This window comes from Dactylosporangium sp. NPDC051541, from assembly GCF_044454505.1.
Lineage (GTDB): Bacteria > Actinomycetota > Actinomycetes > Mycobacteriales > Micromonosporaceae > Dactylosporangium.
In genome coordinates, this window is the sequence record NZ_JBITDU010000004.1 from 610,551 (window position 1) to 624,491 (window position 13,941).

At 70.2% G+C, this 13,941-nt stretch carries 15 protein-coding genes; 10 read left to right on the forward strand and 5 right to left on the reverse strand.

The features are described from left to right. A complete protein-coding gene (locus tag ACIA8L_RS22305) occupies positions 1-1,017 on the forward strand; it encodes a hypothetical protein (protein ID WP_395907416.1) in 1,017 nt (338 codons plus the stop codon). Positions 1,018-1,072: 55 nt separating this feature from the next. Here ACIA8L_RS22305 and ACIA8L_RS22310 read toward each other — a convergent pair whose 3' ends face one another. Further along, on the reverse strand, positions 1,073-1,879 hold the full coding sequence (locus tag ACIA8L_RS22310) for a GNAT family N-acetyltransferase (RefSeq protein ID WP_395907418.1): 807 nt from the start codon (positions 1,877-1,879) through the stop codon (positions 1,073-1,075). A gap of 207 nt (positions 1,880-2,086) precedes the next feature. On the opposite strand from ACIA8L_RS22310, the gene ACIA8L_RS22315 reads away from it, so the two are divergent. The 3 genes from ACIA8L_RS22315 to ACIA8L_RS22325 all read left to right on the forward strand — a co-directional run bounded on the left by ACIA8L_RS22315 (position 2,087) and on the right by ACIA8L_RS22325 (position 4,939). Then, positions 2,087-2,971 (forward strand): LysR family transcriptional regulator, encoded by an 885-nt coding sequence (locus ACIA8L_RS22315; protein WP_395907420.1) that lies wholly within the window; start codon positions 2,087-2,089, stop codon positions 2,969-2,971. Between the two features lie 162 nt (positions 2,972-3,133). After that, the gene (locus ACIA8L_RS22320; protein ID WP_395907422.1) at positions 3,134-4,426 is read left to right on the forward strand and encodes an MFS transporter; all 1,293 of its coding nucleotides are present in this window, start codon (positions 3,134-3,136) and stop codon (positions 4,424-4,426) included. 168 nt (positions 4,427-4,594) lie between these two features. Further along, complete coding sequence (locus ACIA8L_RS22325) at positions 4,595-4,939, forward strand: DUF4190 domain-containing protein (RefSeq protein WP_395907424.1); 345 nt, start codon at positions 4,595-4,597, stop codon at positions 4,937-4,939. Positions 4,940-5,612: 673 nt separating this feature from the next. On the opposite strand, the gene ACIA8L_RS22330 is transcribed toward ACIA8L_RS22325, so the two are convergent. Further along, complete coding sequence (locus ACIA8L_RS22330) at positions 5,613-6,269, reverse strand: alpha/beta fold hydrolase (RefSeq protein ID WP_395907426.1); 657 nt, start codon at positions 6,267-6,269, stop codon at positions 5,613-5,615. Positions 6,270-6,583: 314 nt separating this feature from the next. Between ACIA8L_RS22330 and ACIA8L_RS22335 the strand changes: the two genes are divergently transcribed. After that, positions 6,584-6,883: a phosphotransferase gene (locus ACIA8L_RS22335; protein ID WP_395907428.1), complete on the forward strand. Its 300-nt coding sequence runs from the start codon at positions 6,584-6,586 to the stop codon at positions 6,881-6,883. Between the two features lie 6 nt (positions 6,884-6,889). Next, positions 6,890-7,483 (forward strand): phosphotransferase, encoded by a 594-nt coding sequence (locus ACIA8L_RS22340; RefSeq protein ID WP_395908059.1) that lies wholly within the window; start codon positions 6,890-6,892, stop codon positions 7,481-7,483. A gap of 125 nt (positions 7,484-7,608) precedes the next feature. On the opposite strand, the gene ACIA8L_RS22345 is transcribed toward ACIA8L_RS22340, so the two are convergent. Further along, a complete protein-coding gene (locus tag ACIA8L_RS22345) occupies positions 7,609-7,959 on the reverse strand; it encodes a site-specific integrase (protein ID WP_395907430.1) in 351 nt (116 codons plus the stop codon). A 141-nt stretch (positions 7,960-8,100) separates the two neighbouring features. On the opposite strand from ACIA8L_RS22345, the gene ACIA8L_RS22350 reads away from it, so the two are divergent. The 3 genes from ACIA8L_RS22350 (at position 8,101) to ACIA8L_RS22360 (ending at position 10,085) form a co-directional block, all read left to right on the forward strand. Then, a complete protein-coding gene (locus tag ACIA8L_RS22350) occupies positions 8,101-8,664 on the forward strand; it encodes an ankyrin repeat domain-containing protein (RefSeq protein WP_395907432.1) in 564 nt (187 codons plus the stop codon). A gap of 289 nt (positions 8,665-8,953) precedes the next feature. Then, positions 8,954-9,346, forward strand: coding sequence for an Imm10 family immunity protein (locus ACIA8L_RS22355; RefSeq protein WP_395907434.1), 393 nt, complete (start codon positions 8,954-8,956; stop codon positions 9,344-9,346). A 154-nt stretch (positions 9,347-9,500) separates the two neighbouring features. Beyond that, positions 9,501-10,085, forward strand: a complete 585-nt coding sequence (locus ACIA8L_RS22360; RefSeq protein WP_395907436.1) for a hypothetical protein — start codon at positions 9,501-9,503, stop codon at positions 10,083-10,085. Positions 10,086-10,220: 135 nt separating this feature from the next. Here ACIA8L_RS22360 and ACIA8L_RS22365 read toward each other — a convergent pair whose 3' ends face one another. Continuing rightward, positions 10,221-10,757, reverse strand: coding sequence for a hypothetical protein (locus ACIA8L_RS22365; protein WP_395907438.1), 537 nt, complete (start codon positions 10,755-10,757; stop codon positions 10,221-10,223). Positions 10,758-11,306: 549 nt separating this feature from the next. On the opposite strand from ACIA8L_RS22365, the gene ACIA8L_RS22370 reads away from it, so the two are divergent. Then, positions 11,307-11,825 (forward strand): AAA family ATPase, encoded by a 519-nt coding sequence (locus ACIA8L_RS22370; RefSeq protein WP_395907441.1) that lies wholly within the window; start codon positions 11,307-11,309, stop codon positions 11,823-11,825. Here the strand turns inward: ACIA8L_RS22370 and ACIA8L_RS22375 are convergent. Then, on the reverse strand, positions 11,806-13,920 hold the full coding sequence (locus tag ACIA8L_RS22375) for a methyl-accepting chemotaxis protein (protein ID WP_395907443.1): 2,115 nt from the start codon (positions 13,918-13,920) through the stop codon (positions 11,806-11,808). The two genes, ACIA8L_RS22370 and ACIA8L_RS22375, sit on opposite strands and share 20 nt — an antisense overlap. Positions 13,921-13,941: the final 21 nt, after the last annotated feature.

Genomic DNA, 13,941 nt, shown 5'->3' on the forward strand with positions numbered 1-13,941 from the left:
ATGAACCGACGAGGAGTCCTGTACGACACCGGCCGCTACCTGGGCTTCAACTGGCGCCCGCAGTTCAGCCGGGAAGCCACCCGCCGCGACCTGACGGTGATCCGCGACGAGCTGCACTGCAACGCCGTCAAGCTCAGCGGCCGCGACCTGGACCGCCTGGCCACCGCCGCCCGCGACGCGATCGCCCTGGGCCTGGAGGTGTGGCTGTCCCCGGAGCTGTGGAACCACACCCCGGCCCGCACCCTGGACTACCTGGCCGCGGCCGCCCGCACCGCCGAGACCCTCCGCCGCGAGCCGGGCGCCCGGATCGTGCTCAGCGTCGCCACGGAGGCCACGTTCTTCCTGCGCGGCATCCTCCCCGGCCGCACGTTCGCCGCCCGCACGAAGCACCCGGCCCCCGCGATCCGCGCCGGCCGCCACACCGAACCCTTGGCGGCGTTCCTCCGAGCCGCCGCCGAGACGGCCCGCAGACACTTCAACGGCCCGCTGACCTACGCGTCCCTGCCGTTCGAGCGGGTCGACTGGCAACGCTTCGACTTCGTCGCCGTCGACCACTACCGATACATCACGTCCGAGCCCCACTACGAACGTGTCCTGGAACGCCTGCGCCGCCACGAAAAGCCCGTCATCATCACCGAGTTCGGCATGCGAACCTACAAGGGCGCCGACACCGACCCCAACCTGCTGACCGTCGGCCTGATCAGCTGGCCCACCGTGGCCCTGCACCAGCTACCGCTCCTCAACCACCTGATCCGCCCCCGCCTGATCCGCGGCCACCACCAACGCGACGAGGACCTCCAGGCCAGGCGCATCGCCGAGGACCTGCACATCCTGGACCGCGCCGGCGTCGAGGGCGCCTTCGTCACCCAGTTCTCCGAACCCCTCCTCACCTACCACCCCGACCCCCGCTACGACCTCGACATGAGCGGCTTCAGCCTGGTCCGCACCTACCCGGGCCCACCCGACCGCTGGGAACGCAAAGCCGCCTTCCACGCCGTAGCCGCCCACTTCCGCTGATGTGCGGCAAGGTCCTCGAGCGCCGCTGGTGACGCGACCGCCGGATCGGGGTTCGTCAGCGCAGGGTGAGCTCGTACGCGTGCGTCTGTCGCAGCGGGTGGAAGCCCAGGTCCTTGCGTACGGCGAGGAGGTCGGTGTCGTCTTCGGCGGTGGCGGTTTCGATCAGTTCGATCTGCGGGTGCCGCTCGAACAGTCGCTGGATCAGGGCAGCGTTGACCCACCGGTCGAGCTGGCGGCCGCGATGCCGGGGCAGGACCGCGGGGCCGTACTGACGTGCACGTGGCGGCCAGAGCGCGCCGACGACCGCCACCACGTAGGCGGCCAGGTCGCCGCCCGCGTCCGCGGCGATCAGGACGGCGTCACCGAGACGGCTCGGGCTTGGGAGCAGATCTTCAAGTTCCGGCGCGTCGAGCATCGCGCCGGTCCAGTGGGTCAGCCGGTAGCCGGGGTGCTCGGCATCGATAAGTTCACCGAGCCAGGCCTGGTGGACGTCGTGGTACGCGAGCCGGTCGTGCCGCCTGGGCCGGGCATACCGGAAGCCGTGCCGGAGGCTGAACTCCTCGCCGGGCGAGGCCGCCGTCACGTCCGCGACCAGGCGCCGCGCGGTGGTCTGGCTGCGGACGGCGTGCAGGAGGCGAGAGCCGATGCCGCGTCGCCGCCACCGCGGCGCGACGTAGAGGCCGAGTTCGGCGGTGCCGGCCTCCACCGGCGGGTGCGGGGCCGACAGGACGTCGTGGCGGAACGGGACGACCGGCCGCACACCGGCCACGCCGGCCACCGACCCGCACGGTGCCATGGCGTGCCACCGCGCAACCCCGGGGTGATCCGACACCACCCCGATGTCGATCAGGGATTCGCTCATGCGCCCACAATCACCGGACCGCCGAGCGGGATCAACGCGAAAGACCGAACCGTCCGATAAGCCGGGGGTTGTCGTCCGAGGCCGCGGGCCGTGTACGCCCGCGGGGCGGGTCGGATTCCGCGGACCGCGACGTCGCCGCTCGGGTGGCGGACGGCGAAACTGTATGCTCCCGTCACACGAGTTCGCGGGCCGGAGGGACCAGGTTGCGTGGAGCTTCGCGACATCGAGATCTTCTTGGCCTTGGCCGAGGAACTCCACTTCGGGCGCGCGGCCGAGCGCCTGCACGTGTCCCAGGCGCGGGTCAGCCAGTCGATCAAACAGCAGGAGCGCCGCATCGGTGGTGCGCTGTTCGAGCGCAGTAGCCGGGTCGTGCGCCTCACCCCGCTCGGCGAGCGGCTCCGCGACCGGCTCGTCGTCGGATACCGCGAGATCATGAGCGGCATCGAGGAGGCGGCTGCCACCGCCCGTGGTCAGACCGGCACGCTCAACGTCGGCACCTACGACAGCCACCACCAGCAACTGGCGGCCGTGTTCGACCTGTTCCGGCGGCGGCACCCACGGTGCGAGCTGAACCTGCGAGAGGTACAGCCCGCCGACCCGTTCGGCGGGCTGCGCGCCGGCCGGGTCGACGTCGCGGTGCTCTGGATGCCGGTCCGCGAGCCGGACCTCGTGGTCGGGCCGGAGTTGCACACCGAGCCGCTCATACTGGCCGTCGCGGCCAACCACCCGCTGGCGGGCCGGGACCACGTCGATCTGGAAGTGCTGGGCGACTACCCGGTGCTGTACCCGGACGGCCCGGTGCCGGACTACATGTGGGACGCGCACAGCCCGCCCGTGACACCGTCCGGGCGGGTCGTCCAGCGTGGCATCGTCGCGGCGACCGTCGAGGAGGGCCTCGGCGCGGTCGCCTCGGGGCGTGTCGTCTCCCTGGTCCGCGGATTCGCGGCCGCGTCCCGGCGCCGCCCGGATCTCGTCTTCGTGCCGCTGGTCGATGGACCGGTCATGCGATACGCGCCCGTGTGGCGCGCCGCCGGCGAGACGGCGTTGATCCGCGAGTTCCTCCGCGCCTGCGCCGACGTGTCGGGCGGCTGAGCCCGGCCGCCGACGCGGCCGGCCGCTTCCCAGCACCGGTAACGGCGTGGTCCTCGTCGGCTTCGTACGAGCGACGCCGCGGCAGTTCGATAACTCCGGCGTTATCGCACGGGCGGTGCAATCGGCGTTGATCGAGGCCCGACGCCTCGACAAGGTGTGGCTATGACTACTGAGGTTCGGAAGCTGCCGGCCGGTTTCGGGCGGCTGTGGGCTGCTCAGACGGTGTCGTCGCTCGGGGACGGGGTGACGCATGCGGCGCTGCCCCTGCTCTCGCTGGCATTGACCCGAAATCCGATGGCGCTCGCCGTTGTCACGGCCGCCGCGACGCTGCCGTGGCTGCTGTTCGGGGTGCTCGGCGGTGCGCTGGTGGATCGCTGGGACCGCCGCCGCACGATGTGGGTCACGGACGCGGCGCGGGCGGTGCTGCTGGCGATACCGGCGGCGGCGGCCGTGCTCGACGTGCTGAGCATTCCGCTGCTCGCGGCCGTCGCCTTCCTGCTCGGCCTCGGCACACTCTTGTTCGACACGGCCGCCGCGGCCTATCTGCCGGATCTGCTCGGCCGCGAACCCGCGCTCCTGGAGCGCGCCAATGCCCGCATGCGCGCCACCCAGACCGCCGCGTCCGGATTCGCGGGACCCCCTGCCGGCAGTGCCCTGCTCGCGCTCGGACGGGCGGTTCCGCTGCTCGCCGACGCGGTGTCGTTCGCGCTCTCCGCGCTGCTCGTGCGGTCGCTGCCGGCCGCACCCAAGCCCGTACCACAGGCTCGTGAGTCGCTGCTTCGCCAGGCCCGGGCCGGCGCCTCGTACGTCTTCCGGGACCGGTTGCTGCTCGGACTCGCCCTGCGTCCGGCGGTCGGGAACATCGCCTTCACCGCCGTGGAGACCGTCCTCGCCCTCTTCGCGCACGATCGCCTCGACATCCACACCTCCGGCTTCGGCCTGCTCCTCACCGCGGAGGCCACCGGCGGCCTGCTCGGCGCGGGCATCGCCTCCTTCCTCGGTCGACGGCTCGGCACCGGGACCGCGCTGACCTGCACGGCCGCCGTCGAAGGAGTTGCCATTCTGGGGCTTGCCGCCGCCCCGAACCCGTACCTGGCCGGGCTCGCGCTAGCCGTGTGCGGAGCGGGCATGGGCGCCACCATGGTGCTCGCCCCCTCCCTGCGGCAGGCGATCGTTCCAGCGCACCTGATCGGCCGGGTCACCTCCACCTCCCGCATGCTCGCCATGTGCGCCGCCCCGTTCGGCGCCTTCCTCGGCGGCTGGCTGGCCTTCACGTTCGACGTACGCACCCCGCTCTACACGGCCGCCGGCCTCCTCCTGGCCATGACCGCCGTCACGGCGACCATGACCGACAACCGCCGCGTCGAGGCGGCACTGCGTGGTGCTTCCGACCGGGAGAGTCCGGCGCGGGACCGCCGCCCCGACCGGGTGATCGAAGCAGTCGGCGGACGATGAATCCCGCGACGGTAGTCGAGCTCCCGCCACTGATGGGCCTCCACCAGGGCGACCAGCTGGCTCACAGCGGTTCCCGCCGAAGGGCAAGTTGCCCGTCGGCCCTACGATCGGCGCACTACCACGCCCTACGATGACGTGGCTCGGCCCGAACGGGGAGATGAGGGTCGCATGACCGAACCAGAGGACGAACCGGCCGGCCAGCCGAAGCAGTATCCGTACCAGTACCAGCCGCATCCGCCATATCCGCAGTACCCGCAGTACCGACCCGCGCCGCCGGTGAACACGTACGCCATCCTGGCGGTCATCCTGGCGTTCTTCGCCTTCCCGCCGCTCGGGATCTACTTCGGCCGCAAGGCTCGGGAGCAGATCGAACAGACCGGCGAGCGCGGCATCGAACTGGCCAAGGTCGGCATCGTCGCCGGCTGGATCCTCAGCTGCCTCTTCGGGCTGTTCCTCATCGTGTGGTGCGGCTTCGCCGGCTCACTCGTGTTCTCCGGCCTGTTCCGGTCCTAGCAGCGGCCAGGCTCCAGGACACCGGCTCGTCCCGGGACATGCACCACGACCGCCGGCTCGGGCCCGCGGCCGGTTCAGAGACTTGCCAAAGCCTCGAGGACACGGTCCAGCACCTGCTCCGGCGGTCCGCTCTCATCCAGCTCCGCACTCAGCCAGGTCGCGGTGATCGGGTCGAGACCCCCGAGCCGGACGCGAAGGCGGCGAAGGCGGCGACAGCCGGCCCGACCGCGCCGGTCGGTGCGGCCGGGCGTGGCCCGGCGGCATGGCGGCGCGGTAGGATCTACCGGCGGCGGATCGACGCTTTCGACATTTCGGCGAGCGACGTCGCAGTCACCGGTGCCGCGTGCTTCAAGGCGACCTCCTGTACTCGGTTCGGCCCTTCCACCAACAAGTACGCGCGAAAGGGAACCCACTGCACGTCCCGAGCGCCGGCCCGGCCGTCGATGAGCGTTGCCGGGACCTGGTTCGATCCAATCGCAGGCCTGGACGCTGGAGGTCACCTCCGCTCGCCGCGGGCAAGACCTCGATGGAAGCCCGGATCATGCGCTGTTCGGGCCGGGCGCCGGTGTGCCCTCCAGGAACCGTCGGATGCAATCGGCGTAGAGGATGGGTTGGTCGTGGTGAACGACGTGCCCGGCGGGGAGTTCGATGAAATGGACGGGTCGCCTGGCCGTCATATCGCCGCGTGCCGGGCCGACAGTTTGTCGCTGCGCGTGCCGCGGATCAGCAGGGTCGGGCATCGCACGGCCAGCCAGTCGTGCCAGTGGTCACCGGACAGCGCCTGCTGGGACCGGATCGTGTCGGGCACGTCGAAGGAGAAGCCCCAGCCTTCCGATCGCTGCCTGAAGGTCCGCTCGAGGTACGGTGCGGCCCGGCCGAGCTTTTCGACGAGCTCGTCGCGGGTCGCGGCCCGCTCGGGCAGCTGCTTCGCGAACGTCAGATCGATGTCGCAGACCGCTCCCGCGTCCTCGACGATGAGGGCAGTGACACGATCGGGATGCCTGGCGGCGAACTGGTAGGCGTTCACGCCGCCGAGGGAATGGCCGACTAGTATCGCCTGGGCCAGGTCGAGGTGATCGAGGAAATCGGCGACGTCGCCGACGTAGCCGCTGCGCTCGTAGTCGCCGGCCCGGCCGGACTCACCGTGTCCCCGCTGGTCGAGCGCGAGCACACGCCATCCGGGGCCCAGCCGTTGCGCCAGCGGGGCGAAGTCCGCACCTTCGCTGAAATGCCCGTGCAGCGCGACCAGCACCGGGCCCGCCCCGCCGAAATCCAGATACGAGAGCTTGCGCCCGCTCACCTCGAAGCTGTCACGCACATGGCCGGCCACGGCCCGTGAGCTTACCCGCGCGTCCCTCGTACCGAGCCGCCGCCGGCTGCGCCTGGTGGGCACAGACGTTCAGCGGATCGGCAGCGCAGCCGGGCCGATCACGATGACCAGGCCCACGCTCATCGGCCACGTCCGGAAGCCTGCCGGACACGCGCAACCATTTATGACTACCGGTCAAGCTGGCTCAACGGTCGCGACAGCATCACCGCCGCATGTCCAAGCCTCGTCGACCCGGCCGGTCTCACCTTCCCGGAGCTGGCCGGCCGGTGTTCACGGCATGACCTTCCGTGCGCTCGACGCGGTAGCTTGGGGCCGTGAGCGACGAGCCCATGACGCCGGCCGGAGTGCCGGCGGCGGAAATCGAGATCGACGAGGATCTGGTTCGGGCGCTCCTGCGGGCGCAGCAGCCCGATCTGGCGGAGCTGCGGCTGACGCTGGCCGCCATCGGCTGGGACAACGTCACCTACCGGTTGGGTGAGCACCTGACCGTGCGGCTGCCCCGCATTCGGGCCGGTTCGGAGCTGCTGCGACATGAGCAGGCTTGGCTGCCGGTACTCGCAGGGCGGCTACCGATACGCGGGCCGGTGCCGGAACGCCTCGGCGAGCCGCATTAGGGCAAGCTGTTCCCCTGGCGATGGAGCGTGGTGCCGTGGATACCAGGCCGGTCAGCCGAGCACGCCCCGCCGGACCCGGCGCAGGCCGCCGTGTTCGGCCGGTTCCTGGCAGCGCTGCATCAACCCGTGCCCGATGATTTTCCCCGCAACGACTGGCGCGGCATTCCGCTGGCAGATGTCGCGGACCGGATCGACCAGCAACTCCACGACGTCGCCGGCGACGTGCCGGTGACCGCTCTGCGCGGCCATTGGCGCACCGCCGTAGCCGCCCGACCGGATCCCCTGACCACGTGCGTCCACGGTGACCTGCACCCCAAGAACCTGGTGGTGGACGGCGGCCGGCTCGCGGCGGTCCTGGACTGGGGTGACATGACAGCCGGAGACCCCGCGATCGACCTCGCCGCCGCCTGGATGCTGTTTCCACCGTCGGCACACGCGCACCTCTGGGAGGCCTATGGGGCCATTGCCCCACCAACCATGGACCGGGCGAAGGGCTGGGCCGTGTTCTTCGGTCTGACGCTCCTGGAAGCCGGACTGGCCGGCGACGAGCCGTTCGAGGCCATCGCCCGGGCAACGCTGGCGAGGCTCTGCACCTCCTGAAGAACCCACCCGCCCCGGCACAGACGCATGTCGAACCGGACTCACCACCAGAAGGAACGCATCCCACAGCGACACCAGCCCACGAAGATCGCGTGCACGCTCTTCGGCATGGCCGTGCTCCAAGGTCAGGTTCCGGAGGCCATGTAGGCGGCGAGAATGTGGTGCGGGTGGCGGCCGAGGTTGTTGCAGGCCCGGTCGTAGCGCATCGTGGTGCGCGGGTCGGCGGGCCGAGCGGCGATCTGCACGTCGTGGAGGCTGACCCCGGCGTCGAGCATGGTCGTGACAAATGTGTGTCTCAGCATGTGAGGGTGCATCCTCGGCATCCGATGCCCGTCGATGACACAGACGCGCAGGTCCGACTCGCTGTGCTGGCGGGTCAAGCCGCGGTAGCGGCCGAGGTAAGCCGCCACCGCGGCCCGTAGGACGAGGTCACCCGGCGACTCGGGACGGGTGCTGGAAACAGGAAACGCAACCATATTTTACGGTGCGTCACCAGCGACGATGAACGCCAGCACTCGCGCCGCGGCAGATGTGCGAACGCCGCGCACTGCAGCCGGTATTGCCGACGACCGCCCGACGGTGGATCTGGCGAGTGCCGATCAAGCTAATGTGCGGGCATGGACGCGCTGCGAGAGGGCCCGCTGCACATTGCCGCCCAGGTGGGCGATGCGCAGAAGGTCGCTCGGTTGATAACCGAGGGCACTGTCGTGGACGCCCGTAACTACCGCATGTACACGCCGTTGCACATCGCCGCCGGGATAGGGGCTTCCGAGGTGGTCGCGGCACTGCTGTCCGCCGGCGCCGACGCCGGGGCCCTCACGACATTCCAGAGCACGCCGCTGCATGAGATGGCCCATGGTCGAGTCGGCACTGGCGATGCTCGAGTGGAGATCATCGACGAACTTCTCGAGGTTGGCTGCCCACTCAACGCGGTCGACAGCACCGGACGCACCGCGCTTTGGTACGCGGCGGCCACTGGTACCACGCCATGGTCGCCCGAACAGCAGGCTAGCTGCTTCCGCGTCCTGCAGCACCTGCTGAAACGAGGCGCTGATCCCAGCATCGCAGCACGGGGCATGCAGGGCCGGCCGATCGATGCGGCTCGGGGACTGCACCAAGCCAAGAAGTATCGAATCGAATGGGCTGAGGGCGCGGCGCTGCTGGAGCAGCACGGCCAGTGAAGCAGTTCAATGCTCGATCGGTAGAACCAAGGCGCCCGACACGCGCACATCGGCATGGTCGTGAACCGCGGCGTCAGGTTCCGGCGGCCAGGGCACGTTGGATGGCTACCTCAAGACATTTGACTACGTGGCCGTCGAGCTTCAACGCGCCGGAATCGTCGACCTGGATCGAGGGCGCCAGGCACGAGTGCGACTTCGGCACACGTGACAGTCGGCACGTCACGATCACGAGCGGATGTTCCGATGATCTTGTCGTAGGCCTGGGCTGGGCTGTAGTAAGAACGGCGCCATGCTGATCGAGTTCGTCGCGTCCGTCGATGAGGAGGAGTGCCTGGTCGCCGCCGTCGGGGAACGAGGCGACGGCACCGGCCGCGCCCTGATCTTTCAGGCCGGCGACGAGCCCCCGGATGCCCAGGACGTCCAGTTGGTTATGGACACCTACTGTCTGGTCACCGAGCGCCACGGAACTGCATATGGGTGCGTCCGTGAGTTGAGCATCGACGGCGACCGTCTGCGCGTCGTCGTCAACGAAGCGGCCCGCGCTGACCTCGGCCTGGAGGACACCGAGATCATCGTCGAACTGGCAGCAGATCCGCAGTCGCTCGCGACATTCCGGGCGTACTTGGCACGGATCTTGACCTACGGGCGACTCGACACTCGATCGGCAGTACTACGCCTGTGACCACTACCGAGCGCGCCACATGTCGACCGGCCCGCGCGGATCGCGGCATAGAAAGATGTGCGAGGCAGTCGTACCCGAGGTCGGAGGTACTTCATATCGATCATAACCGAATAGTCGGCTCGGCGCATTTGCGGCGCGGCAGTACTTTGCTGGCATGACTAGCCTGCTGGCACAACTTCCAGCACTGATCGGCGTCATTATCGGAGCCGTCGGCTCCTACACGGCGGTGACACTCGGCGATCGCTCTCGCTTTCGGCGGGAACAGTCGGCGCAGTGGAGGGCACAACGTCTGGCTACATACGCCGACTACTCGCGCGCACTGAAGGTCACGGTCAGTGTGACGTTCCGGGCATCCGCGCACCTGGGCAACGACCCAAACCCGCATCCGTTGACTCCCGACGAAGCCGCCGAAAGGCTACGCAGCGCGTACGACGCACGTGACCTCGGTTGGGAAGCGATGCTTCTCCTCGGTGCCCCACTCGTCGTCGAAGCCGCCAGGGCCTGGTTCCATGCTGCCTCGAAGATGGAGCGTTTCGTTCAGAATCAAGTTCGCGATCCGGACGCGTGGCGTCGGCTTCTCGAGGAGCAGCGCGCGACGCGTGCAGAGTTCTACTCTGCAGCCAGACGAGATCTGGCGTTGCCACCCGGTGATGGCGGCTTGCACCAACTTGACATGACCCACCCGGACATCCGCGCAACAGGACTCACGGCACGTCTGTCTTCGCCTATCGACGAGTGACAAGGCAATCTGGACCTTCCCGGCCCGATACATTGCCGACCAGTGACCGCGCCATCAGCGGCATGAGCAGACGCCAAGATCGCCGCGTCTGGCGCGAAGTGCCTGGGCGTCGTGGGCCGCTGCTGGCGGTGCCGGTTACTCAGGTGCGAATCCGATGCCCTTCGGGCGGTGCATGGACTCTTCGGTGTACTCGTATGGCGGCCTGTCGCCGATCTGGATGCCGTAGCGGGCGTGTCCGGCCGGCACGGCGAGCAACTTGAAATACAGCATGCACGTCCCGGACGTGAGCTGACCCCGGCCCAGCTCGGCGACCGCGAGTATGGCGTCGGCTTCGCCAAGGGCGGTGACTCGGGTGCCGGCATGCAGGTCGGCGAACTCGCCGTCCCCCGCGCATTCGCGGACATCCGTGGCCGGCTGCGCCAACGGGTCCAGCGCGGGCCGGTATTCACCCGGATCGAGCATGACAGCCCCGATGGTGCGGAACGAACCGAACCCGAGCACATTCCAGGGAGAACCGCCGGTTGGTGTCTGCGCAACAACCCAGATGAAGCCGCCACCCGCGGCGAGCACGATCACGAGTGTCGCCGCGACGATGATCCGCAGTGGACGCGGACCCCGGACCGCCACCGAGCCTGACTGGTCGCACACTTCTATGAGCGTCACGCCGGACATTATCGTTCGCGGTCAACGATCGTGATCTGGTCGCTGCGCTCGGACGGGGCGATGTGCATGAAGGCCTGTCGCGGCGGTGACGCGGCGTTGAGTCGCACATCGGCAGGACAGGCGACCGCCGACTCCGAGCCGGCACACCGCGCTATAGGCTCCGCCGACCTGCGCGCACGCAGCGGCCAGATCCGGTAGTCGGCCGGGAGTTGGCAGCTGTTACTTGGGTCCGAAGTCGCAGACGCCGATCGAAAAGGCTGGCCGCCCGGACCCGTGAGTCGTGCACATCGGCGGCGCGCTCCTCGACGGCGGGGCGGGCCGCGGACGCGGGCGCGGTGGTGCGGGCGGCGGCTGGCCGGGTCGCCGGGTACCATGGCGGTCAGCACTCCCGCACCCTCGCGGCTCTCGAGGGTGCGCAGCGCGGCGAGTCCGCGCGTCGGGCAGGGTTTCCGGCTGGTTCAGGCCTTCTGTCGCCTCCGCCGCAACCGTGCGATCCCCGATCACATCCGGCACCTCGATGCCGCATGCCCATGCCCAAAACCTGAAGGGTGACCCCCGATGATCCGAAGGTATGTCCTGACCGGTGCGCCCGGTGCCGGCAAGACCACGCTCGCCGAGGCGTTGCAGGCGCGTGGCCACACCGTGATCCGGGAGGCGGCCACCGACGTCATCCACGAGGCGCCGGAGCTGGAGGGCACCGGGCAGCCGTTTCTCGAGCGCATCCTGCGGACGCAGCTGGAGCGGCAGGCCGGCGCGGGTGGCGCGCTGCAGGTCTTCGACCGGTCGCCGGCGTGCACCCTCGCGCTCGCCGAGTACTGCGGGATCGAACCTCAGGCCGAGCTACGGCTCGCGGCGGCGAACGACGGGACGTACCAACGCCGGGTCTTCTTTGTGCGGTTGATGGGGTTCATCGTCCCGACCAAGGCTCGGCGGATCGGGCTGGCGGACTCGGAGCGGTTCGAGCGGATCCACCGGGACGTGTACCGGCGGCTCGGCTACGAGCTCGTCGAGGTCCCGCCGGGGACCGTCGGGGAGCGGGTCGCGCTGGTCGAGGAGGTCATAGGCGGAATCGGCTGACCAGGGATGACAGGGCGGCGGCGCTGCTGTTGAGTTCGCGGGCGGCCGAGCGGGACGTCTCGACCGCGCGCTGGGCGGTGGTGACGCTGCTGTTGACACCGTCGATGTCGGCGGCGATCGCGCCGCTGGCGTCGGCGGCGCGGCGGACGTTGTGCTGCATCGCGTCCGTGGTCGCGGTCTGCTCCTCGACGGCGGTGGCGATGGCCCGCTGGTACTCGCTCACCCGGTCGATCGCCTCCGTGATCGCGTCGATCGCGGCGACCGCGCCCTCGGTGTCGGCCCGGATCGCGGCCACGCGCGAGGTCACGTCGTCGGTCGCGCGGGCGGTCTGCTGTGCGAGCTCCTTCACCTCGCCGGCGACGACCGCGAAGCCCTTGCCGGACTCGCCGGCCCGGGCCGCCTCGATCGTGGCGTTGAGCGCGAGGAGGTTCGTCTGCTCCGCGATCCCGGAGATGACCTTGACGACGTCGACGATCTGGGCGCTGGACTCGCCGAGCTGGCCCATGACCGTCGTCGCGCGCTGGGCGAGCTGGACGCTGTCCTGGGCGACCCGGGCGGCCTCGTCGGCGTTGCGGGAGATCGCGGTGATCGAGGCGGCCATCTCGGCGGAGCCGGCGGCGACGGTGCTGACGTTGCCGGTGACGTCGCGGGCCGACTCGGCGACCGAGCCCGCCTGCCGGGCCGCTCCGGCCGCGGCCCCGCCGAGCTCGTCGCCGACCGCGGCGACCCGGGCGGCCGAGGCGGAGACCTCGCCGGCGGTACCGCTGATCTCGCCCAGCAGGCCGCGGAGCTCGCCGACCGCGGTGTTCAAAGCCTTGCCCATCCGCCCGACCTCGTCGTCGCCCCGGGCCGTCACGGTCGTGGTCAGGTCCCGCTGCGCGACCCGGTCCAGGGCCCCGGTGAGGCCGGCCAGCTGCCCGGCGACGCGGCGGGCCCAGTACCAGGCGACCGCGCCGACGACAGCCGCGAGGAGCACCGCGGCGAGGGCGAACGCCATCAGCATGTCGCGCCGGCCGCGGTTGAGGTTGTCGACGAAGACCTGCGAGTCCGGGGTGTAGGCGCGGGTGACGATCGCCCACTTGTACGGGGCGAAGTAGGTGACGGTGACGTCGTTGGCGGCGGCCGCCGCGCCGGTGCGGCCGGGCAGCTGGAACGAGCCGTGCCAGGCGGCGCCGGAGGTGAGCTTCGGGGCCTCCGTCGTGACCTTGTCCACGTACGCGACTCCGGCGGCGTCCTTGGCGTCGAGCTGGACGGTGTTCACGTCGGCCGGCGTGCCGGAGGCGATGACCCGGCCGCGGTCGGTGGCGCCGGTCGAGTACACCGCGACGCTGCCGTTGGCCCCGACCTTCGTCTCCGCGATGGTCTTCGTCAGGCTGGCGATCGCCTCGGCCTGGGGCACACCGAAGTAGATGGCGCCGACGACGTTGCCGGCGGCGTCCTTGAGCGGGTCGTAGCCGGTGACGTACCAGGTGTCGACGACCTGAGCGACGCCGCGGTAGGGCTTGCCGTCGCGGATCGCGGCGGCGACCGCGTTGGGGCTGCCGTCGGCCGCCGTCGCCGGGATGTAGGTGCCGATCGCCCGCAGCCCGGACTTGTTCGGCACGTTCGTGGCGACCCGCAGCAGGTCCCCGGCCGCGTTCATGCGCTGGAACAGGGTCTCCGTCCCGCCGACCATCCCGCGGATCTCGTCGACGACGGGCGTCGGCGTGTTCAGGTCGCGGTTCTGGCCCAGCCAGACACCGCCGACGGTGACCCGGGGCAGGGTGACGGTGCTGACCGCCTGGGTGAGCTGGTTCGTCGCCGTCCAGGTGGCCGTCTGCGGGGCGAAGCGCATCCCGCCGCGCTGGCCGAGCTCGGCGATCGCGGCCGTCTGGGCCCGGTCGACGCTGGCCTGCACGCCTTCGCCGACGGCGGTGGCGAGGCGGGTGACGCCCTCGGAGACGTGGTCGAGGTCGCCGCGGGACAGGGTGGAGACGTCTTCGCGGGCACCGGCGCCGAATCGCCCGCTGGATACCGCACCGACCCCGAACAGGACGAGCGCGGTGACGACCGTGCCGCCGACGCCGAGGGCCAGCAGCCGATGTCGCAGTTGCATACCGGCCCGATCGGCACCGCA